We start from the raw sequence: 22,423 nt of genomic DNA, 5'->3' as shown, positions 1-22,423 counted from the left end.
AAGCCTGTCGGAAACGATATGATAATAGCTTCCAGCCAGCCATCGCCCTTTTGTTATCACATCCGTGTCGGAAACGGCGCGGCTTTAGCTGACTTTGGCTGTAAATATCCTCTTACGCCCTGTAAAAGAACGCCGTTGCTTTCCTGGTTCTGTTGACCGGCAGGCTGCAAATTAAAGCATAAAATTAACGGTGCGATAAATGGTATTTAATTGATTTATAATAAAAAAATTAAAATACTTTGTCTGAGTGTTAATAGACCGTAAGCATTTTCTGTAAATGAGGTCGCCTGTTGGACTTTGCCGTGGCGCTTGCAAATAATAGTCAGCAGATTACTCAGGACGCAGCAATGAAAAACGAACGCTTAATAAGCATAAGGACGGCAGAGGGAACCCTGTGCGGCAGTCTGGATAAGAACGTTTTTGTTTTCAGAGGCATACCTTACGCCGCCCCGCCTGTCGGCGAGTATCGCTGGCGGTCGCCCAAGCCGGTAACGCCGTGGCAGGGAGAGCGCGACGCTACGACATGGGGGGCGGCCAGCTGGCAGAACCGGCAATATTGCATGGCGGTGGGCGGCGGCGATCCGGGCGCGTTCAGTGAGGATTGTCTCTATCTGAACGTCTGGACGCCGGAAACGGAGCCGGCCGGCCCCATGCCGGTCATGGTCTGGATCCACGGCGGCGGTTTTACCATCGGCGCGGCGGGCCTGGCACCCTATATCGGTCAGCCGCTGGCCTCGCAGGGCGTGGTGGTGGTAACCCTTAACTATCGGCTGGGTCATCTGGGATTTTTTGCACATCCGGCGTTGGATAAGGAGTATGCGCCGGGCGAGGTCGTCAATAATTTTGCGCTGCTGGATCAAATCGCCGCTTTGCAGTGGATACAGCGTAATATTGCTGCCTTCGGCGGCAATCCGCACAACGTGACGATCTTTGGAGAATCATCCGGCGCGCGCAGCGTGCTTTCGCTTTTCTCCTCGCCGCTTTCGGTCGGATTGTTCCATAAAGGCATCGCGCAAAGCCCCTATGCGCTGCCCGATTTGCCGCGTGAAAAGGCGCTGGCAAACGGTGAAAAGCTGGCCCGCCATTTTGATTTGCCGCACGCCACGGCCGGACAGCTGCGCGCGCTGCCTGCCGACGCATTCTGGCCGCTGGAGAGTTCGCTGGCTAACGGCCCGGTAGCGATAGCGGGCGATCGGGTTTTACCCGTACCCATGCTGACAGTCTTTAACAATGCCGCCCAGCACAAACTGCCGTTAATGATCGGCAGCAACAGCGATGAGGCCAGCGTTCTCAGCTATTTCGGGGTCGATCCGGCGCTGATTATCCGGCAGCTGCGCGCCACCCAGCGTCTGGGATTGCGTATGAAAATGATCCGCCTGCTGTACGATGGCCTGTACGATGACGATAAGCTCGGCAGGCAGGTGGCGCGTGATATGACCTTCACCGCAATGGGCTATATCGCCGCGCTGTCCCACGCCCGCAAAGGTATTCCTGTCTGGCGCTACTACTTTGATTACGTCTCGGAAAATTCACGCGACCTTTATCCTGACGGGACCTGGCACGGCAATGAGATCCCCTATACGCTGAATACCCTTGACGAGCTGACCACGCAAATGAGCGAGTGCCCCTTTACCGCAGGCGATCGCGAGTTTGCTAAAAAGGTGAGCGGTTACTGGCTGAATTTTGCCCGCCACGCCAGCCTCTTTTCTCACCGGCTCGAAGGCGAACCTGACTGGCCGGTTTGGCAGCCTGGCGCAGACGTGATGATGCGCTTCGGCGAAAAGGGCCCGACGCTCAGGCTGGAGAAAAACTTTATGCGCAGGCGAATGCAGCTGTTTCGCCTGCTGATGAAGAATATTGTTAAACTCCGGGAATAATTTTTTTAACATTGTCCGGCCGGGTTTTAACGGACTAAAAAACAAATAAGAGCCGCAGCAAGGACTTAACGCTGTGCCATGGTCAGTAACGCCCTGAATAAGAAAGAAATAATTACTCATGATTTTGTAGGCGATGCCGATAACCCCTGTCAAGCGTCCACCACGCAGGACGAGCACTCGGGTTTTAACATCGTTACGGAGTAGTTATGAATTTGCTAAAAGATTTTACCATCCGCAGCGTATTGCTGTCGATCCTCGGGCTTTTCTGCCTGCTGTGGACGGCGGTGGGTATTTACAGCGTCTGCGCGCTGAATTCGCTGGGCCAGGGTAACGAGGTTGACCGTGAGCTGGTGAACCAGATGACCACCCTGAGCAAGGGCAACGATCAATACTTTCGCTTTATTACTCGTCTGACACGCGCAGTGGAATCTCGCCAGGCGGGAAGCCCAACGGCGGCTGCGGATATGGCCTCGGTACAAAAAGCGCTGGATAACATGACCACGCTGCTGGCCGATTTCAAAGCCGAAGCGCCAGGCCCACTGGCGCCAGGCTATGCTGCCGCCGTTATCGCCAACTGGCAGAAACTGCTGGACGAAGGGGTTCTGCCGCAGATGCAATTGGCGCAGCAGGCGTCGCCGGACGATTTTCGTCGTCATGCCGCCAGCGTGACGCCGCCGCTCAGCCGCGCTTTTGGTGCCAGCGTGGATAAATTCAACCTTGCCGCTGGCGAGAAGCTGGACGTCACGCGGGTCACCGTCGATCACCTGACCGACATGACTAAAATGATCATTGTCATGGCGGTGATTGCCGGCCTGCTGATCCTGCTTTTTACCGACCGCTACCTGGTAAAAATGCTGGTGCGTCCGCTGGATGGAATGCGCGAGCACTTCCGCCGCATCGCCGAGGGCGACCTGAGCCATCCGCTGGAAGATACCGGCCGCAACTGCGTTGGCAGACTGATGCCGCTGCTGCGTGCCATGCAGGATAGCCTGCGTGAAGCCGTCAGCGCCATTCGCAGCGGTACGGATAATATCTACCGTGGCGCGGCGGAGATTTCTTCCGGTAACAACGATCTTTCTTCCCGCACTGAACAGCAGGCCGCCGCGCTGGAAGAAACCGCCGCGAGCATGGAACAATTAACGGCCACCGTGAAATTCAACGCCGACAACGCGCGTCAGGCCAGCGAACTGGCGCAGAGTGCCTCAACGACTGCCAGCAAAGGCGGCAAGCTGGTAAAAGACGTGGTGGATACCATGCAGGGCATTTCCGGCAGCTCTCGCAAGATTGCGGAAATTACCAGCGTGATTAACAGCATCGCTTTCCAGACCAACATCCTGGCGCTGAACGCAGCGGTAGAAGCGGCGCGGGCAGGCGAGCAGGGCCGGGGTTTCGCCGTGGTAGCCAGCGAAGTGCGCAATCTTGCCCAACGCAGTGCCGGGGCGGCTAAAGAGATTGAAACGCTGATCGCGGATTCCGTTACTCGCGTAAATCAGGGATCCCGACTGGTTGGCGAAGCCGGTAGCACCATGGACGACATGTTACAGGCGGTAGCGGAAGTCGTGGAGATCATGAAGCAGATCGCCTCCGCTTCAGAAGAGCAAAGCAAGGGCATTTCGCAAATTGGTACCGCCATTACCGAAATGGACAGCGTGACGCAGCAAAACGCCTCGCTGGTGGAAGAGGTTTCTACAGCCGCCAGCGCGCTGGCACGCCAGACCGAAGAGCTGACGCTCTCCGTTTCTAAGTTCCGTCTCTCACCGGCTACAGCCGCCAGGCCGTCACCGACGCCTTACGTCAAGGCCGCGCCGATTAGCGCACGGCCAGCCGTGGCGAAAGCCAGCGCCGATGACTGGGTTTCTTTCTGATCCTCGTTATGCCTTAGCCTGAAGCGCCGTAACCCGGCGCTTTTTTTATGCCTGCCGCGCGGCAAGCAGGCAAAGCTGCTCTGCCACCTGGTAAGACTTCACAAAGGAGGAGACCGGCAGAAATTCAAAGCGGGAGTGAAAGTTGTGCGCGCCGGTGAAAAAGTTTGGTGTCAGCAGGCCCTTCGCCGACAGCGCCGCGCCGTCGGTGCCGCCGCGCATCGGCGTAACCTTCGCGGTAATGTTCAGCGTCTCCAGTGCGGCAAACAGCAGATCTATCGCTCGCCGGTCTTCGCCAATAGCGTTGCTGATATTGCTGTAGATCTCGCTGATGCTGACCTCCACCTTGCCGGTCGGATACTGTGCGGCAATTAAGGCGGCGACCTCGTTGATTTGCTGCTTGCGCTGCGCAAAGCCCGTCAGGTTGAAATCACGGATAGAGGCTTTTAGTCTTGCCTCGCTCGCGTTTGCCGTCATCTCATTAAACCAGATATAGCCTTCGCGTCCGGCCGTGTGCTCCGGCGTCTGTCGGCGGTCAAAATGGCTGATAAAATCCCAGGCCATCAGCAGGGGGTTCACCAGTACGCCTTTGCCTGACATCGGATGCGCCGGCACGCCGGTGAAGCGGATATCCGCCGACGCCGCGTTGAAGTTTTCATAGACCACCTCGCCCAGCTCGCAGCAGTCGATGGTATAAGCGAAATCGACGTTAAAGCGTTTCTCCAGATCCAGCGCTTTTGCGCCGCGCAGGCCGATCTCCTCATCGGGCACAAAGGCGACCAGGATATCGCCATGCGTCGCCGCATCACGGAGATTTTCCAGGAGCGTCATCACTACCGTAACGGCCGCCTTATTATCGGCACCCAGCACGCTGGTACCATCGCTAAAGATAATTTCCTCATGCTGATAAGGGACGAGCTCCGGGTGTTCAGCCACCCGCAGCCAGATCTCCTGTTCACTGTTCAGGCAGAGATCCTGGCCTTCAAAGCGCAAAATCTGCGGGTGAATATGGGGGGAGAGGCCGACATCGACGGTGTCGATATGGGTGATAAAACCGATACGCGGCGCGCCCGCTGCCTTACCGGGCAGGACAGCGGTAACGGTCGCGCAGTCATCGACTTGCACATTTTCCAGCCGCAGGGCGCGTAGCTCTTCCGCCAGCAGGTTAGCCAGCGTCTGCTGACCGGGCGTGCTGGGCAGGCTGGTCGCGGCGGCATCGCTCTGGCTGGTGACAGCAAGATAGCGGAAAAAACGGCTGGTTAACTGGCTGGCCAGTTGATGAGACATAGACAATCCTGTGCTTAAGAGAAGAAAAGGGCCGGACGGCCCTGCTTATCAGCAGACGCCAAAGTCGCCGTCTTCATGGTAAAGGTTGACCGAGCTGGCAGGCACCTCGATCTCTTTTTTGTCGGCGTCATCCACTCTGGCACAATAAAGCGTCTCGCCTTTAACCTGCAACACCACCATCTTTGGGCCGCCGGTTTTACTTTGCACAATATCATCAGTTTTAAACATGGTATTTCTCCTGTGGTCTCCTTCTATTAACGGTCAGTAAATGAGCATTTGCAAGCGCTTCGTCAGCAAACGGCTGAAAAGTCACTATACTTACCCTTCACGCAAAGCAAACGGGAGGATATTGATGACTATTCATAAGAAAGGTCAGGCACACTGGGAAGGTGATATCAAGAAAGGTAAGGGGACTATCAGCACCGAAAGCGGCGCGCTGAAAGAACAGCCTTACGGTTTCAATACCCGCTTTGAAGGCAAGCCGGGCACCAACCCGGAAGAGCTTATCGGCGCGGCACACGCTGCCTGCTTCTCGATGGCGCTCTCGCTAATGCTGGGCAACGAAGGTTTGGTGCCGGACAGCATTGACACCACGGCGGACGTCTCGCTGGATAAAGTTGGCGAAGGGTTTAAGATCACCAAAATCGCGCTGCAGAGCCAGATCGCCCTGCCGGGCGTTGACAGCGCCAAATTTGATGAAATCATCAATCAGGCCAAAGCGGGCTGTCCGGTTTCCCAGCTGATGAATGCGGAAATTACGCTGGATTATAAGCTGAACTAATCGGGCCCCGATACCCTGCCGCCCGGCAGGGTATTATCTGTTTTTCTCCTGAAAATCTTTTTATAGCGCACTGGCAACGTGTTGCTAATTACCCGTTAACTGAATCCCCACGGGAAATATCCTCTGAATAGCCGGCCGATGCTGGCAGCAGGTCTGTTTAATCAACGTTATCTTCCACACGTTATTTATTTCGCTTCGGGCGGGTGGCCTGTTCAGGATTAACCGCAACATCAGTAATTTGTATGGATAAATAGTAAACCCAATTCCCTTTGCTATTTGGATAAAACAAGGTTAATAGTGGTTTGCGGCTCGATTCCGACTCAGGCTTCACGGCATTGATATCCGGCACTGACCTAATCTATTAATCAGGGGAGAAAGGGATGAAGCAATCGGTATTGAAAGGGGTAACAGCCGCTATGCTACTGGCAGCGGCATCGGGCGCGGCGGCCAACACGCTGGTATTCTGCTCGGAGGGGTCGCCAGAAAATTTTAATCCGCAGCTTTATACGTCAGGCACCAGCGTGGATGCCAGCGCCGCGACCGTTTATAACCGGCTGGTGGACTTTAAGCCCGGCACCACTGAACTTATACCGAGCCTGGCAGAACGCTGGGATATCAGTGCGGACGGCACCGTCTACACCTTTCATTTACGCAAAGGCGTGAAATTTCAAAGCAACCGCTATTTTCATTCCACGCGCGATTTTGGCGCGGACGACGTCATTTTTTCTTTTATGCGGCAGAAAGATCCGCAGCACCCTTATCACAACGTTTCCGGCGGCACCTACGCTAATTTTGAAAGCCTGGAGTTCGGCTCGCTGATTAAAAATATCGAGAAGCTGGACGAGCATACCGTGCGCTTTACGCTGGCCCATGCCGAAGCGCCGTTCCTGGCCGATCTGGCCTGGTATTTTGCTTCTATCCTTTCGGCTGACTATGCCGATGCCATGCTGAAAGCGGGCACGCCAGAGAAGGTCGACAGCGATCCGCTTGGCACCGGGCCTTTTGTACTCGCGCAGTATCAGAAAGATTCGCGCATTCTTTACCGCGCATTCCCTGAGTACTGGCAGGGGAAAGCGAAGCTGGACAGGCTGGTTTTCTCTATTACCCCGGATGCCTCGGTACGCCTCGCCAAGCTGACCAAAAATGAATGCCAGGTGATGCCGTTTCCCAACCCGGCCGATTTGCCCAAAATACGGGCGGACAGCAATCTGGTGGTGATGCAAAAATCCGGGCTGAACACGGGCTTTCTGGCTTTTAACACGCAAAAAGCCCCGACGGATAACGTCCGGGTGCGCCAGGCGCTGGCGATGGCGATCAACAAACCTGCGATTATCGATGCTATTTTTCAGGGTACGGGCACGACGGCGAAAAATTTGCTGCCGCCTGACGTCTGGAGCGCCGCCAGCGATTTACAGGATTATCCTTACGATCCGCAGCGCGCTAAAGCGCTGTTAACAGAGGCGGGGGTGGCGCCGGGTACCGCCATAGAGCTGTGGGCGATGCCGGTTCAGCGGCCTTATAACCCCAACGCACGCCGTATGGCGGAGATGATTCAGGCCGACTGGCAAAAAGTGGGCATCAATGCCCATATCGTCACCTTTGAATGGGGCGAGTACCTGCAGCGCGTTAAAAACGGCGAGCATCAGGCGGCGCTGATGGGATGGACCACCGCAACAGGCGACCCGGATAATTTTTTCGGACCGCTGTTTAGCTGTACCGCGGCGAAAGGCGGATCGAATTCGGCTAAGTGGTGTTACAAGCCGTTCGATGCGCTGATTACCGAGGCGCGCTCGGAACAGGATCATCAAAAGCGCGTGGCCCTTTACCGCCAGGCGCAGCAGATGATGCACGATCAAATGCCGGCGGTGATGATTGCCCATTCCACTATTTTTGAGCCGGTACGCAAAGAGGTAACGGGTTACCAGGTTGATCCTTTTGGCAAGCATCTCTTCTGGCAGGTCGATCTCAAATAGACGCGGCTATCCGGTGCGGGAGCGGACCATTTCAGCGTCCGTTCCCGCTGTGCTTGCCTAATTCTTCACAGGTATAGGCGAGGAACAGATTTAGCGCCGCTGAACGCTGACGGCCGGTCACGGTCTGAACCTGCAGTGTACGCTGGGTCAGCTGATCGATCCCGAGAGAACGCAGCGCCAGATCCAGTCCGGCGTGTTGGAACAGCACCGTGAACGGGCTGCACAGCGTGATCGCCAGCGGGTTTTGCTGTAAAAATGCATAGAGCGTGCTGAAATTATTGCAGGTGAGTACCGGCTCGATAAAGGTGCCGTTCATCTGACAGGAGAGGTCAAACAGCTGGCGCACCGTGGTAGCGCGATCGGGTAGCGCCATCGGCCAGGCGGATAAATCCTGCAGCCGGATCGACTTTTCCGCCAGCGGATGGTCTTTACGCATCACCATCAGCACTGGCGCAGGCCAGGAGCCCAGCACTTCGACGCCGCGCTCCGGATGCAGGCTGAACTGAAAAGCCGCGTCGCATTCACCCTGGCGCAAAATATCCGCTACCTCTTCAACGCTTCCTACGGTCAGGTTAAAGCTGACTGCCGGATTGAGCTGACGGAACCGCGAACACAGCCCCGGCAGCAGGCTGAACGCCATACCGTCGGTACAGGCGATGCGCAGCGCCGTGCGCCGTACCGCTTTCAGGCCTTTGATTTCCGCTTTTGCCTGCTCCATGCCCAGCAGGCTTCGCCTGACGTGGCCCTCAAAAATCCGGCCCGCATCGTTAAGGATCATACCGCGCGCATGACGCTCAAACAGCGGCGCACCCATATCCGCCTCCAGACGCTGGATCTGACGACTGATAGCCGAAACGGCCACAAACAGCTGCTGGCTGGCAGCGCTAAGCGATCCCGTACTGGCGACGGCCAGAAAATAGCGGACTTCAGGACTAAGCATAATTCTGCCTCTTTATGGTGCATGCTGCCTGGTAGTGCAGCGAACCTTTGCTTTTTCAGCAAAGCTTGTTTGATATTTTTATAATTGTGGCAAAGCCAGATTTTAGCTTAGATGGAAGCCATAACGCTATTAAAGCAAACACAGGTGATTTATGACCCTCGAGCAGCTTCTGACGCAGGCCACGGCATGGTTTGACAGCGGTGAATTTAAACAGGTGCTGGCCAGACGCATCGCCATTCGTTCCGAAAGCCAGCGGGAGAACCGCGAGGCGGAGATCCAGCGTTATCTGCAGCAGGAAATCGCCCCGGCAATGCAGGCTATGGGCTTTGAGCTAATCGCAATCGATAATCCCCAGGCGCCGCGCTGTCCGTTTCTGCTGGCCTCGCGCATCGAAGACGCCTCGCTGCCGACGTTGCTCTGCTACGGACACGGCGACGTAGTGTTCGGCGACGATGAAAACTGGCGCGAAGGGCTGACTCCCTGGCGGCTGACGGAAGAAGGCGACCGCTGGTACGGGCGAGGCAGCGCGGACAACAAAGGTCAGCACTCGGTCAATATTGCCGCGCTCGAACAGGTATACGCGGCTCGCGGCGGCAGGCTGGGGTTTAACTGCAAATTTTTGTTCGAGATGGGCGAAGAGATTAGCTCGCCCGGTCTGGCGCAAATCTGTCGCGAAAACCCGGAACTGCTCGGCGCGGATATTTTTATCGCCTCTGACGGCCCCAGGCTGAGCGCCGAAAGGCCCACGCTGTTTCTTGGCTCGCGCGGTGCGGTAAACGTTCGCCTGAGCATCAACGCCCGCGATCGCGACTACCATTCCGGCAACTGGGGCGGTCTGCTCAGCAATCCTGGCACCCGGCTGGCGAACGCTTTTTCCGCTCTGGTGAACCAGCACGGCCAGCTTCAGGTTGCGGCGCTGAAGCCGCCGGCGCTGACGGAAGCGATCCGCGCGATCCTGAGCGACATTACCCTGCAACAGGATGACAACGGCCCGCAGATCGATGCGCAATGGGGCGAAGCGGGGTTGACGCCCACTGAACGGCTCTACGGCTGGAACACCCTGGAGCTGCTGTCTTTTCTGACGGGCAATCCGGCGCGGCCGATGAACGCTATTCCCGGCAGTGCGACGGCGGTCTGCCAGCTGCGTTTTGTGCCGGGCACCGACTGGGAAAACATTGAGCGCCATCTGCGTGAGCACCTGGCCGCAGCAGGATTCAGCCAGGTAGAAGTGAAGATGCTGCGCGGCTCGCCAGCAACCCGGCTCGATCCGCGCAATCCGCTGGTGGGCTGGGCGCTGGAAACTATGCAGCAGGTCAGCGGCAAAAAGCCCGCGCTGCTGCCAAACCTGGGCGGTTCGCTGCCGAATGACGTCTTCGCGCATATTCTGAACCTGCCCACGCTCTGGATCCCGCACTCCTATCCGGCCTGTGGCCAGCACGCCGTGGATGAACATATGCTGCAATCCATCGCGCGTGAAGGTTTGCAGATAATGACCCGACTGCTGTGGGATTTGGGTGAGAAGGGCAGTGAACTGGTTGCCAGCCACCAGCGGTTCAGGCAGCAACAGGGAGGCGCACAATGAATACATTAATCGGCCGGCAGCGTTCTGTAGCGGCCACGCCCAGCCTGTATAAAACGCTGTTCGCCACCTGTATCGGCAACGCGCTGGAGTGGTTCGATATTGCGATTTATGGTTTCTTCGCCAGCTATATCGCGCAGGCTTTTTTCCCGACGGCGGATCCGGCGGTGTCGCTGCTGCTGACCTTCGGCAGTTTTGGCGTTTCTTTTCTGATCCGTCCGCTGGGCGCGGTGGTGCTGGGTGCCTACGCCGATCGCGTCGGGCGCAAAAAAGCGCTGCTGATGTCCATTTCCCTGATGATGCTGGGCGGCGCTGTCATTGTTTTTATGCCCGCTTACGCCACTGTCGGCCTGGCCGCGCCGGTGATGGTGCTGCTGGCTCGCCTGATCCAGGGGTTTTCCGCCGGCGGCGAATTCGGCAGCTCGACGGCTTTCCTGGTTGAGCACTTCCCGCATCGCCGTGCTTTTATCGCCAGCTGGCAGTTCGCCACTCAGGGAGCCAGCACGCTAATGGCTTCGGCGTTTGGTCTTGGGCTGGCACACTCTCTGAGCGAGGCGCAGATGGAAAGCTGGGGCTGGCGTCTTCCTTTTGCCTTCGGCCTGCTGATTGGCCCGGTCGGGCTGTACATTCGTCGTCATCTGCACGAGCCGGAAAGCTTCAGCCGTCGTGAGAAAATTCGTTCACCGCTTCGGCTGCTGGTCGGGCAGCAGAAAAGCCTGATGCTGCTGGCGATCGGCCTGATGATTATCTCAACCGGCATCAACTATATGCTTAACTACGTGCCGACCTATGCCACCAAAAGCCTGCATCTTTCGGCGACCACGGCCTTCAGCGCCACGCTGCTTGCGGGCATAATTCTGACGGTGGTCACGCCGCTGATGGGGCTGTGGGCGGAAAAAATCGGGCGCAGGCCGCTGATGTGGGGCTCGCTATCGCTGCTGTTGGTGACTATCTATCCGGCTTTCGCGCTGGTGGTGAACCAGCCGACGGCGGGCAGATTGCTGCTGCTGGTCGGCTGGCTGGCGCTGCTGAAATCGGTCTACTTCTCCGTGGTGCCCTCAATGATGGCCGATCTCTTTCCGGTGACCACGCGCGCCAGCGGTATGGCAATTAGTTACAACGTCGCTGTAACCCTGTTTGGGGGTTTTGCGCCGCTGATCTGTACGTTACTGATTAGCGCGACCGGTACCAGCCTGGCACCGGGCTATTATCTGATGGCACTGACGCTGCTCAGCGGCTGGGCGCTACTGAAAAGTCAAATCAGGCCAGGAGAAGAAAAAACGGGCGAGCGGGGTGAAGCGCTATAAAAGCAGCCCGAAACGAAAGTTTCATGCCTTTGTTAAAAACGCTGGCAACCCAGGAACAAAAGATACGTGCCTTATAAAACCAGCCTGAAACAACGGATATGCGTCTTTCAGGCTATGTGTAGCAACCAAACGCGACAGGCACGCGCGTTGCTAAAAGCGATAAAAAGCCCGCGTGGTTGTGACGCGGGCCAAACAGGGCGGCGATCGATAAGGCTAAGCCAACCCTGGCTTAACTGGCGGTGACCACTTTAATTGCCAGGCCACCACGGGAAGTCTCACGATACTTAGCATTCATATCTTTTCCCGTTTCATACATGGTTTCAATCACCTTATCCAGACAGACCCGAGGCTCGCTGACGCGATAAAGCGCCATCCGTGCCGCGTTAACCGCTTTGACGGCCGCGATGGCGTTGCGCTCAATGCAGGGTACCTGCACCTGGCCCGCCACCGGATCGCAGGTCAGCCCAAGATTATGCTCCATGCCGATTTCCGCCGCGATGCAAACCTGGGCTGGGCTGCCGCCCAGCAGTTCGGCCAGCCCGGCGGCCGCCATGGAGCAGGCGACGCCCACTTCGCCCTGGCAGCCTACTTCCGCGCCCGAAATCGAGGCGTTCATCTTATATAGCGAGCCAATAGCGCTGGCGGCCAGGATAAAACGAGCCAGCGACCCGGCGTTGACTTTACGAATAAACTTATCGTAATAGGCAAGCACCGCCGGGATAATACCGCAGGCGCCGTTGGTCGGTGCGGTTACCACGCGGCCGCCCGTAGCGTTTTCCTCGCTGACCGCCAACGCAAACATATTGATCCAGTCAACTACCGCCAGGGGATCGCTGCTGGTTTTATCGCTGCTGACCAGCGTGCGGCGCAGGGCTGCCGCACGACGCGGCACCCGCAAACTGCCTGGCATAATGCCTTCCGTAGTCATGCCGCGGGCAATGCCGTTACTCATTACTTCCCACAACCGCAGCAGATAAGCATCCAACTCCTGCGGAGAATGTAAAGCCCGCTCGTTTTGCATCATCAGCCCGGAAAGCGACAGTCCGGTTTCGGCGCAGTGCTGGCGCAGGTCGGCGGAATTTTTATAGGGCCAGGGCACCGCAACGGCGCTTTGCCGTGGCTGATGAAAATGCGCTTCATCAACGATAAAGCCGCCGCCCACGGAGTAGTAGACTCTGGTCAACAGGCGCCGGGAACCGGCAAAAGCGGTAATACGCATCCCATTTTCATGAAGCGGCAAATTCACGCTGTGAAAAACCATGCACTGCTCAAGCGGAAAGGCGACTTTGTGTTTGCCTTCAGCCACGGGAAGAAGACCCGTAGCTGCCAGCTGCTGCATAAAGGGCGCAATGGCATCAATATCGACGCTTTCCGGCAACCAGCCGGCCAGCCCCATAATAATAGCGGTGTCGGTATTGTGCCCTTTGCCCGTCGCCGCAAGCGAGCCGTATAAATCCACAACCAGCGAGGTGGCGTCAGGGAGCAGATGGTGGGCGATTAATTCATCAACAAAAGTTTTACCGGCCTTCATTGGCCCGACGGTATGCGAGCTGGAAGGCCCGATACCGATTTTAAACATGTCGAAAACGCTAATCATAAAAACTCCGCGCGAAAGGAGAAGGCCCGGCCGATTAATTCATCAGCGAGTAAACAATACCCGAAATGGCGACCAGGCCTGCCAGCACCACGAAAAGGTTACTGAGATGGCCGCGATACTGCTGCATCGCCGGGATCTTGCGGATCGCATACATCGGCATCAGGAACAGGATCATGGCGATCACCGGCCCGCCGAGCGTTTCAATAATGCCCAGAATGCTGGGGTTCAGCGTGGCGACAAGCCAGCAGGTCAGCAGCATAAACAGCGCCGTCAGGCGGTTGAGCTTTTTCGGCTCGATCTCTTTCCCGACGGAGCGCAACGATTTTGCTACGATACCGTTAAAGCCCTCGCGCGCGCCTAAATAGTGGCCCAGGAAAGATTTTGTTATAGCGATCATGGCGATAATCGGCGCCATCCAGGCGATAACCGGGGCGTTAAAATGATTGGCCAGATAAGAAAGAATGGAGATATTTTGTACTTTAGCCGCGGCCAGATCGGCCGGCGTCAGGCTGAGGACGCAGCTGAAAACAAAAAACATCACCGTCAGCACCATCATGCCGTGTGCGCGTGCCAGAATGCGGGAACATTTTGGCTCGGCGTCCGCGCCATACTCTTGACGTTTGGCGACGGCAAAAGAAGAGATAATCGGCGAATGGTTAAAAGAAAACACCATTACCGGTATCGCCAGCCAGAGCGTCAACATCAGGCTGCCTGAGCTGGCCGTATTAAAAGAAAGCGTATCCAGCGCGGCGCTGTTCCAGCGAGGGATCAGATAAACGGCCAGCGCCATCAGCGCGGCGACAAAAGGAAAAACCAGCACGCTCATCGCTTTTACGATCGTCTGTTCGCCAAACCGTACGATAGCCATCATCGCCACGATCAACAGCAGCGACAGTACCATACGCGGCGGGCTGCTCATCCCCAGCTGATGCGTCAGAAAACTCTCTACCGTATTGGTTATCGCCACGCTGTAAACCAGCAGAATAGGGTAGATAGCTAAAAAATAGAGCAGGGTTATCAGCTTGCCTGCGCCGCGACCAAAATGTTCTTCCACCACTTCCGTTATATCTTCGCCGGGACTTTTACCCGACAGCACAAACCGAGTCAGCCCGCGGTGGGCGTAATAGGTCATAGGGAAGGCGAGAAGGGTCATTATAATCAGCGGAATTAGCCCGCCAACGCCGGCATTGATCGGCAGGAAAAGCACCCCTGCGCCGATGGCGGTGCCGTATAGCCCCAGCATCCAGACGGTGTCGGTTTTACGCCACGTAGTAGCGGCATGCGGTTCTGCGGCTGCCTGAGGAATATGCATTATACTCTCCGGTTAAAATAATAATCTAAAAATCTGCCAGATTATCAAAATTTAGTATGGGTTATTCCGCCCCGAGCGCGATATTAAACTACCCAGGCGGCGGCAAGAAAGCTAACCTGAACATGCCGGATAAACAGTGATCCGGATCTCGCATCGGATATTAAAAAGCCTTAACGCGCGCTTTATTATTTTGCTGAGAGGGTTTGTTGAGGGTTAATAATCAGGAGGGATAAAAACCAGGCTGAAAATATAATATATTTTATAATTTAAAAATTAATTAAGAGGATGTAAGACGCAGAACTATAAGCACGTGATAACTTTTGAGTGAAAAAAGGCCGACTACCATCGGCCCTGGTTATTCAGCGTGCCTGCAAATAAACGACGTGGGTCTGTAGATATTCTTCCAGACCGTGACGGCCGTCGGCGCCGCCAATGCCGGATTTACGCCAGCCAGCATGGAAACCCTGCATTGCTTCAAAATTTTCACGGTTAACGTAGGTTTCGCCAAACCGCAGCTTTTTTATTGCCTGCATCGCCGTGTTCAGGCTTTCGGTAAAAATGGAGGAGGTTAGTCCATATTCGCTGTCGTTAGCCAGCGCGATCGCGTCATCCAGCGTTGCAAAAGGGATAACCGGCAGCACCGGGCCAAAGGTCTCTTCCCGGACGATAGCCATATCCTGGCGTACGTTAGTCAGCAGCGTTGGCTCAAAGAAGAACCCGCGGTCGCCTTTGCGTTTGCCGCCAGCCGCCACAGTCGCCCCCTGTTCCACAGCATGGGCCACTTTGTGCTCCAGCCGCGCCAGCGCGTCGGCAGAAATCAGCGGGCCCATATCCAGCGTGTCGTCCTGCGCGGGATCGCCGCAGCTGACCGCATTAAAAGCCGTCGTCAGGCGGTACACGACCTCATTATAAACGCCTTCCTGGACATAAAGACGCTCCGTACAGTTGCAGACCTGCCCGGTATTAATCATGCGCGAAGCCACTATGGCTTTTACCGCCAGATCCAGATCCGCATCGTTCATTACGATGGCAGGCGCTTTGCCGCCCAGCTCCAGCGCGACTTTGGTGACGTTCTTCGCTGCCGCCTCCAGCGTGGCGATCCCGGCGTTTACGCTACCGGTCAGGCTGACCATCCCCACTTGCGGGTTGGCGGCCAGAGCCTGTCCTACCTCTGGCCCATAGCCGGTTACCAGATTAAACACGCCGGGCGGCAGCCCAATTTCTTCAACGATTTCAGCAAATATTATCGCGTTGGCCGGCGTCAGCTCGCTGGGTTTGATCACAATGGTATTGCCGGTTATCAATGCCGGAGCGGCTTTGCGGGCAATCAGGAAAAAAGGGAAGTTCCACGGCAGGATCCCTGTGGTTACGCCAATCGCTTTCTTTAATATCAGGATGGTCTCATCAGGGCGATCGCTTTGTACGATCTCCCCTTCATAACGGCGCGCCCATTCGGCCATATAGTCCAGGTAGTCTGCGGTAAAAAGCACTTCCGTTTGGGCCAGCTGCTGCGTTTTGCCGCCTTCCGCCACGATAGTGGCGGTCAGCTCAGCTTCACGACGACGAATGCCTGACGCAATCTGGCGCAGCCAGCGGCCACGTTCAACGGCCGGTAACGCTTCCCAGGCGGGTTGGGCAGCTTTGGCCGCACTGATGGCGCGATCGGCCTCTTCTTTATCGCTTTGCGGGATGCGGCACAGCAGCGCTTCGGTAGCGGGATTAATCACGTCAATCCAGCGGTCGCTGCGATTTTCAACAAACTGGCCGTTAATAAAACAATGATACAGGCGCGTCACAGGCGTAGCCTCCGTAAATAGTGTTTTAAGTTTTGGTTAATTTAATGTTGCGATTATGCTGTTGTATTGCGAGGGATGGCGCCTTTCTCTGAGCGCCACGCAACATATAAAACTGGCAAAAAGGCAAAGAGATTTGATGAGGAGTACTGAATAAACAGCAGGTTAATGGAAAGATTGGCTGTTTTCAGAATAACCTGTATCTGTGATCGCAGACGGGATAAGAGGGGGGATTTTGCCATTTTCACGCTGGCGCAGGCAGCCAGCCTAAGGTATGGAGAGAGGCAACCTTCGTAGACTCAGCCTACCGGGAATTTTACCCTCCTACGAAGGAAAAAAGCATGAGCCACCTTATTTTTGCAGGTATTTTCTGGCATCTGGTTGGCGCGGCCAGCGCCGCCTGCTTCTATGCGCCGTTTAAAAAAGTGCGTCACTGGTCCTGGGAAACCATGTGGTCCGTAGGCGGGATCATGTCATGGCTTATTCTGCCCTGGGCCGTCAGCGCCGCGCTGCTGCCCAATTTTTGGGAATTTTACGGCTCTTTTTCGCTCGCGCAGCTGCTGCCTGTTTTTCTGTTCGGCGCAATGTGGGGGATCGGCAATATTAACTATGGTTTAACCATGCGCTACCTGGGCATGTCGATGGGTATAGGGATTGCTATCGGCGTAACGCTGGTAGTCGGCACGCTGATGACGCCGCTGCTACAGGGGCGATTTGTCGAACTGTTCAGCTCCACGGGCGGCCGGCTGACGCTGCTGGGGGTACTGGTAGCGCTGTGCGGCGTGGCGATTGTTTCCCGTGCCGGGCTGCTGAAAGAGCGGGCGATGGGCATTGCGGCGGAAGAATTTAACCTTAAAAAAGGGCTGGTGCTGGCTGTGTTCTGCGGGATCTTCTCCGCCGGCATGTCGTTTGCGATGAACGCCGCCAGGCCGATGCACGACGCCGCGCTCGAACTGGGCATCAATCCTTTATATGCCGCGTTGCCCAGCTATGTGGTGATTATGGGCGGCGGCGCGCTGGTTAACCTGGGCTACTGCTTTATCCGGCTGGCTAATCTGTCCAGCCTGTCAATAAAGGCGGATTTCTCGATAGCGAAACCGCTGCTGGTCAGCAATCTGCTGCTGTCGCTGCTGGGCGGCACCATGTGGTATCTGCAATTTTTCTTCTATGCCTGGGGCCACGCCCGTATTCCCGCGCAGTATGACTTTATCAGCTGGATGCTGCACATGAGTTTCTACGTGCTGTGCGGAGGGCTGGTCGGGCTGGTGCTGAAAGAGTGGAAGAACGTCGGCAGACGTCCGGTCAGCGTGCTGTGCGGCGGCTGTCTGGTTATTATTCTTGCCGCCAACATCGTTGGCCTGGGGATGATCTCCTGAGCGGGATGCCACAGGGAGACGTCGCTTACCATGCGGCGGCTTTTTTCTGACTGTGTTGCTCGAACTGCTGACGAAAGGCGCTGGGCGTTATGCCGGTTTCCCTGGTAAACACGACGGAAAAATAGTTGCTGTCCTCGAAGCCGCACAGCGCGGCCACGTCGCCAATCAGCGAAGGCGTGCTGCGCAGCAAAAATTTAGCCTTACACATGCGCAGCTGCCGCAGATACTGGCCTGGCGTCATGCCGGTCTGCTGACGGAACAGCTGCTTGAGCGCGCGCTCCGACAGCTGATGCTGGAGACAAAAATCGCTAAGATCGAAATGGGCCAGCTGGCCCTGAATAGCCGACATTAACAGATCCAGCTGTTCGCCCTCGGGCAGCTGCCAGGCAACGTCCGCCGCATAGCGGTGACGCTGTAGGATCAACACCAGCTGTAAAAACAGCGCCTCCGTCAGCTGACGCGACAGCCGATCGCTTTTGGCGCTCTCCTGCGCCAGCTGCTGTATCACGCTTCTCGCCAAAGCCATACCGCGCGTCGTCAGCCGCCAGGCCTTTTTTTCCTGCGGCAGAAACTGCGACCAGTCCAGGCCAAGACGAAAGCGCTCCGGACAATAGATCACGTTGTCCAGCACCAGCTCGTTGACCGACTCATAGCTGTGGCAGTCTTCAGGGCTGATGTAGAACAGATCGCCGCAGGTAATAAGCCAGGGGCGATCGTTCATCACGTGCAGCCCGTTGCCGCGCCAGACGATCACCAGCTCGCAGAACTCATGAATATGGGACGGGAAAGTTTGCTGGGGCGCGCGGTCGGCAATAGCGACCGGCATCAGCCCGGACGGAAAATAGTCGGCTTTCGCCAGACAAAGCGGCTTGCTCACGTGTCACCTCACAGGTCGTTTTGCCTGATGGTACGCGGAGAAAAGCCAAATTCACGCTTAAAAAGGGTAGAAAAGTGATTGCTGTCACCAAATCCGCAGTGGTAGGCGATATCGGTAATACGCATTTCACTGTGGCGTAGTAAATGCCGCGCCTGCAACAGACGCAGGCGATTAAGGTAGCGCTGGGGCGTGCTGCCCGTCTGCTGTTTCAGCTGACGATGCAGCGTGCGCAGCGAAAGTGAAAACTTATCCGCCAGCGCATCCCAGTCCACTTCCTCGCTGTAATGGTCGGCCAGCCAGTCCAGCAGGCCGCGAATTCTCCCGCTTTGATCGTCACCAGGCTGCTCGCTGCAGCCGCGCCGCAACAGCACCAGCAACTGCATAAAGCGTAGCTCCTGCTCGGCCCGCGCTTCGGGCTGTTTCGGGTCTACCGGCGCGCCCAGTTCTTTAATCAGCGTTTTCGCCTGGTCCATCACCCGGCCGCTGATACGCCAGTGCGAGGGGTAATGTCCTTCTTTTTCCTGAGGTAAAAGATGCTGGATGTTGGTAACAAAGCGAAACGCCTCCGGCCCACGATAAAGCACATTGGTCAGGATCAGACGATCCGTTTTTTCATAAAGATGGCGGTCGTGATCGCGCACAAAGCAAACGCATCCGCCGCAAAGCGTACGAGGCTCGCCGTTGAAAACGTGTACCCCCGCACCCTGTTCGACCAGCACAATTTCATGAAAATCCTCATGATGATGCTCGGGGAAAGCGCCCTGCGGCATACGAGGTTCAATGGCGACAGGCAAACCGCCGCCGGGAAAAAAATCCACGCTGTGGAGTAGGGTCATGGCGCATCTCCTGGGGTGACTCTGCAGCCAGTTTACCGCCGTCGATGCCTGACCCGTCTTGATTTTTTGACCGGAAACATCGGTAAATCCGCTTGTTTTTCAAGAAAGTGCGCAGGCAAGTTGGGAAGTGCGCGTCGCGTCACACCGTTAATTCGCCGGCGTCTCAGCAGGAAATGTGAGCTGCTTCACGTTCACCTTTGTCCTGTTGCCAGCAAGGGATCGCGCCTGGCACTGGCAGGAAGGTGCCAAAAGCAGCGGCTTTTAGACTAGGGGGCACTAAACAGACAGGAAGCCATCGCCATGAGTCTAAAAAATTGTGTTGCCATCGACATGGGCGCATCCAGCGGACGCGTGATGCTGGCCCGCTATGATCTGCAAAGCGGCAAGCTGGCGCTGGAAGAGGTCGCCCGCTGCGTCAATAATCTGGTCGTCAGGGAAGAGCGGCAATGCTGGGATGTGGATGCGCTGGAACATTTTATCCTTGCTTCGCTGGATAAGCTGATTCAGCAGGGCATTGTGCCGGACAGTATCGGTATTGATACCTGGGGCGTGGATTACGTGCTGCTGAATAAGCAGGGTGAGCGGATTGGGCTGCCTGTTTCCTACCGTGACGACCGAACCTGGGGCGTAATGCAGAAGGCCTGCGCTGAGTTGGGACGTCAAGCCATCTACCAGCGCACCGCAATCCAGTTCCTGCCTTTCAATACCCTTTATCAGCTGCGCGCGCTGTGCGAGAGCCAGCCAGAATGGCTCAATGATGTGCGTCACGCTTTGCTGATCCCGGACTATTTCCACTATCGCCTGACCGGCAAGCTTAACTGGGAATACACCAACGCCACCACAACGCAGCTGCTGAATAGCCAGAGCGGCGAGTGGGATAACGCGCTGCTGGAATGGACGGGTGCCAGTCCCGCCTGGTTCGGCAAGCCCACCGCGCCCGGCGTAAAAATTGGTGACTGGAAGGCTAACAGCGGCCTGTCCGTACCGGTCATCGCCGTCGCTACGCACGATACGGCCAGCGCCGTGCTGGCGGCGCCGCTCACCACGGACAACGTCGCCTGGCTCAGCTCCGGCACCTGGTCGCTAATGGGCTTTGAAAGCCGGCAACCCTATAACGATGCCGCCGCGCTGGCCGCCAATATTACCAACGAGGGCGGCGCAGAGGGGCGCTACCGCGTGCTGAAAAATATTATGGGTCTTTGGCTGCTGCAGCGCGTCTGTCGTGAACTGGCTATCGCCGATCTGCCGGCGCTGGTGCGGAAGGCAGAAACGCAGCCCGCCTGCCGGTCGATTATCAATCCCAACGATGAACGCTTTATTAATCCGGTCAATATGGTGCGCGAAATTCAGGACGCCTGCGCCGGACAGGGGATGCCGACGCCTGCCACGGCCGCCGCGCTGGCTCGCTGTATTTTTGACAGTCTGGCGCTTTATTACCGCTTTGTGCTGGAAGAGCTTGCCGCCGTGCGCGGCGCGCCTTTCTGCCAGCTGCACATCGTCGGCGGCGGCTGCCAGAATCCGCTGCTGAATCAGCTTTGCGCCAACGCCTGCGGTATGCCGGTGGTCGCCGGCCCGGTCGAAGCCTCCACGCTCGGTAATATCGGCAGCCAGCTGATCGCCCACGGCAGCGTCAGGGATGTCACCCATTTCCGCCAGCTGGTCAGCCAAAATTTTCCGCTGAACACTTTTATCCCACAGGCCAGTGACGCTTACCGCCGCAGCTGGACGCTTTTTCAGTCACTGACACATTCGGTTAAGGAGCTATGCGTATGACCCAAGCAATTGAGCAGGCGTTTGAACTGGCAAAATCACGCTTTGCCGAGCAAGGCGTGGACGTAGACGCCGCACTGAAGCAGCTGGATCAGCTGCCGATCTCAATGCACTGCTGGCAGGGCGATGATGTCCGCGGTTTTGAAAATCCTCAGGGCACGCTGACCGGCGGCATCCAGGCGACCGGCAACTATCCGGGAAGAGCCAGAACGGCCGTTGAGCTTCGCGCCGATCTGGAACAGGCGATGTCGCTGATCCCGGGCCCGAAAAGGCTGAACCTGCACGCCATTTATCTGGAAAGCGACAGCCGGATCGAACGCAACGAAATCAAACCGCAGCACTTTGCAAACTGGGTGGAATGGGCAAAAACCAACGGCCTGGGGCTGGATTTCAACCCGTCCTGCTTTTCGCATCCGCTGAGCGAAAACGGCTTTACGCTGGCCAGCGTCAATAAAGAGATCCGTGAGTTCTGGATCGAACACTGTAAAGCCAGCCGCAAAATTTCGGCCGCGTTTGGCGAGCAGCTGGGCACACCGTCCATGATGAATATCTGGATCCCGGACGGCATGAAGGATCTGCCTGTCGATCGCTTTGCACCGCGCGAACGCCTGGCGAACTCGCTTGACGAGATCATCAGCGAAAAGTTGGATCCGGCGCACCATATCGATGCGGTAGAGAGCAAGCTTTTCGGCATCGGCGCGGAAAGCTATACCGTTGGCTCTAACGAATTCTGCCTGGGCTATGCCGCCAGCCGCCAGACGGCGCTGACGCTGGACGCCGGTCATTTCCATCCGACTGAAGTTATCTCCGACAAGATCTCCACCGCCATGCTGTACGTGCCGCGTCTGCTGCTGCACGTCAGCCGCCCGGTACGCTGGGACAGCGATCACGTTGTGCTGCTCGATGATGAAACTCAGGCCATCGCGCATGAAATCGTGCGTCAGCGCCTGTTTGACAAAGTGCATATCGGTCTCGACTTCTTCGATGCCTCCATCAACCGTATCGCCGCCTGGGTTATCGGCACGCGCAACGCCAAAAAAGCGCTGCTGCGGGCGCTGCTGGAGCCGGTGGGCAAACTGAAAAAGCTGGAGCTGGAAGGCGACTACACCGCGCGTCTGGCCCTGCTGGAAGAACAAAAATCGCTGCCGTGGCAGGCCGTGTGGGAAGCGTACTGCGTACGTCACGATGTCCCGGCGGGCGCAGGCTGGCTTGACAGCGTTCGCCATTATGAACAACAAACTCTCAGCAAACGTTAA

General features: G+C 56.7%; 17 protein-coding genes. 9 read left to right on the top strand and 8 right to left on the bottom strand.

Features of this window, described 5'->3' with window-relative positions:
- Positions 1 to 347: 347 nt before the first annotated feature.
- Both EGK14_RS03300 and EGK14_RS03295 read left to right on the top strand, forming a co-directional pair.
- Positions 348 to 1,877 carry a carboxylesterase/lipase family protein gene (locus EGK14_RS03300; protein ID WP_125287634.1) on the top strand — a complete coding sequence of 510 codons (1,530 nt, stop codon included), beginning with the start codon at positions 348 to 350 and terminating at the stop codon, positions 1,875 to 1,877.
- 206 nt (positions 1,878 to 2,083) lie between these two features.
- Positions 2,084 to 3,742 carry a methyl-accepting chemotaxis protein gene (locus EGK14_RS03295; protein ID WP_125287633.1) on the top strand — a complete coding sequence of 553 codons (1,659 nt, stop codon included), beginning with the start codon at positions 2,084 to 2,086 and terminating at the stop codon, positions 3,740 to 3,742.
- A gap of 45 nt (positions 3,743 to 3,787) precedes the next feature.
- On the opposite strand, the gene pepT is transcribed toward EGK14_RS03295, so the two are convergent.
- Together pepT and EGK14_RS03285 are read right to left on the bottom strand one after the other, a co-directional pair.
- Complete coding sequence (gene pepT / locus EGK14_RS03290; protein ID WP_125287632.1) at positions 3,788 to 5,026, bottom strand: peptidase T; 1,239 nt, start codon at positions 5,024 to 5,026, stop codon at positions 3,788 to 3,790.
- A 48-nt stretch (positions 5,027 to 5,074) separates the two neighbouring features.
- The gene (locus EGK14_RS03285) at positions 5,075 to 5,254 is read right to left on the bottom strand and encodes a DUF2158 domain-containing protein (RefSeq protein ID WP_125287631.1); all 180 of its coding nucleotides are present in this window, start codon (positions 5,252 to 5,254) and stop codon (positions 5,075 to 5,077) included.
- Positions 5,255 to 5,378: 124 nt separating this feature from the next.
- Here EGK14_RS03285 and EGK14_RS03280 point away from each other — a divergent pair, with 124 nt between their 5' ends.
- Together EGK14_RS03280 and EGK14_RS03275 are read left to right on the top strand one after the other, a co-directional pair.
- The gene (locus tag EGK14_RS03280) at positions 5,379 to 5,807 is read left to right on the top strand and encodes an OsmC family protein (RefSeq protein ID WP_125287630.1); all 429 of its coding nucleotides are present in this window, start codon (positions 5,379 to 5,381) and stop codon (positions 5,805 to 5,807) included.
- A 380-nt stretch (positions 5,808 to 6,187) separates the two neighbouring features.
- Entirely contained in the window at positions 6,188 to 7,780 is a 1,593-nt protein-coding gene (locus EGK14_RS03275; RefSeq protein WP_125287629.1) for an ABC transporter substrate-binding protein, read from the top strand.
- Positions 7,781 to 7,811: 31 nt separating this feature from the next.
- Here the strand turns inward: EGK14_RS03275 and EGK14_RS03270 are convergent, their stop codons facing one another.
- Positions 7,812 to 8,720, bottom strand: a complete 909-nt coding sequence (locus tag EGK14_RS03270) for a LysR family transcriptional regulator (protein ID WP_125287628.1) — start codon at positions 8,718 to 8,720, stop codon at positions 7,812 to 7,814.
- Between the two features lie 151 nt (positions 8,721 to 8,871).
- Between EGK14_RS03270 and EGK14_RS03265 the strand changes: the two genes are divergently transcribed.
- Complete coding sequence (locus EGK14_RS03265) at positions 8,872 to 10,302, top strand: M20 family metallopeptidase (RefSeq protein ID WP_125287627.1); 1,431 nt, start codon at positions 8,872 to 8,874, stop codon at positions 10,300 to 10,302.
- Complete coding sequence (locus EGK14_RS03260; RefSeq protein ID WP_125287626.1) at positions 10,299 to 11,606, top strand: MFS transporter; 1,308 nt, start codon at positions 10,299 to 10,301, stop codon at positions 11,604 to 11,606. The genes EGK14_RS03265 and EGK14_RS03260 overlap by 4 nt, the downstream gene beginning before the upstream one ends.
- A gap of 229 nt (positions 11,607 to 11,835) precedes the next feature.
- Here the strand turns inward: EGK14_RS03260 and EGK14_RS03255 are convergent, their stop codons facing one another.
- From EGK14_RS03255 to aldA, 3 genes are all read right to left on the bottom strand, one after another.
- Positions 11,836 to 13,203 carry an L-serine ammonia-lyase gene (locus EGK14_RS03255; RefSeq protein ID WP_125287625.1) on the bottom strand — a complete coding sequence of 456 codons (1,368 nt, stop codon included), beginning with the start codon at positions 13,201 to 13,203 and terminating at the stop codon, positions 11,836 to 11,838.
- Between the two features lie 34 nt (positions 13,204 to 13,237).
- Positions 13,238 to 14,515: an HAAAP family serine/threonine permease gene (locus EGK14_RS03250; RefSeq protein ID WP_125287624.1), complete on the bottom strand. Its 1,278-nt coding sequence runs from the start codon at positions 14,513 to 14,515 to the stop codon at positions 13,238 to 13,240.
- A 359-nt stretch (positions 14,516 to 14,874) separates the two neighbouring features.
- Entirely contained in the window at positions 14,875 to 16,311 is a 1,437-nt protein-coding gene (aldA, locus tag EGK14_RS03245) for an aldehyde dehydrogenase (protein WP_125287623.1), read from the bottom strand.
- Positions 16,312 to 16,649: 338 nt separating this feature from the next.
- Here aldA and rhaT point away from each other — a divergent pair, with 338 nt between their 5' ends.
- Positions 16,650 to 17,684 carry an L-rhamnose/proton symporter RhaT gene (gene rhaT, locus EGK14_RS03240; RefSeq protein ID WP_125287622.1) on the top strand — a complete coding sequence of 345 codons (1,035 nt, stop codon included), beginning with the start codon at positions 16,650 to 16,652 and terminating at the stop codon, positions 17,682 to 17,684.
- A 25-nt stretch (positions 17,685 to 17,709) separates the two neighbouring features.
- On the opposite strand, the gene rhaR is transcribed toward rhaT, so the two are convergent.
- Complete coding sequence (gene rhaR / locus EGK14_RS03235; protein WP_125287621.1) at positions 17,710 to 18,561, bottom strand: HTH-type transcriptional activator RhaR; 852 nt, start codon at positions 18,559 to 18,561, stop codon at positions 17,710 to 17,712.
- A gap of 8 nt (positions 18,562 to 18,569) precedes the next feature.
- The gene (rhaS, locus tag EGK14_RS03230; protein WP_125287620.1) at positions 18,570 to 19,397 is read right to left on the bottom strand and encodes an HTH-type transcriptional activator RhaS; all 828 of its coding nucleotides are present in this window, start codon (positions 19,395 to 19,397) and stop codon (positions 18,570 to 18,572) included.
- Positions 19,398 to 19,697: 300 nt separating this feature from the next.
- On the opposite strand from rhaS, the gene rhaB reads away from it, so the two are divergent.
- Complete coding sequence (rhaB, locus tag EGK14_RS03225) at positions 19,698 to 21,170, top strand: rhamnulokinase (protein ID WP_125287619.1); 1,473 nt, start codon at positions 19,698 to 19,700, stop codon at positions 21,168 to 21,170.
- Entirely contained in the window at positions 21,167 to 22,423 is a 1,257-nt protein-coding gene (locus EGK14_RS03220; RefSeq protein ID WP_125287618.1) for an L-rhamnose isomerase, read from the top strand. The genes rhaB and EGK14_RS03220 overlap by 4 nt, the downstream gene beginning before the upstream one ends.

Origin of the sequence: Erwinia sp. 198, from assembly GCF_003937915.1 — a bacterium.
GTDB lineage: Bacteria > Pseudomonadota > Gammaproteobacteria > Enterobacterales > Enterobacteriaceae > Erwinia > Erwinia aeris.
This window is presented reverse-complemented; position numbering and strand designations above follow the sequence as displayed.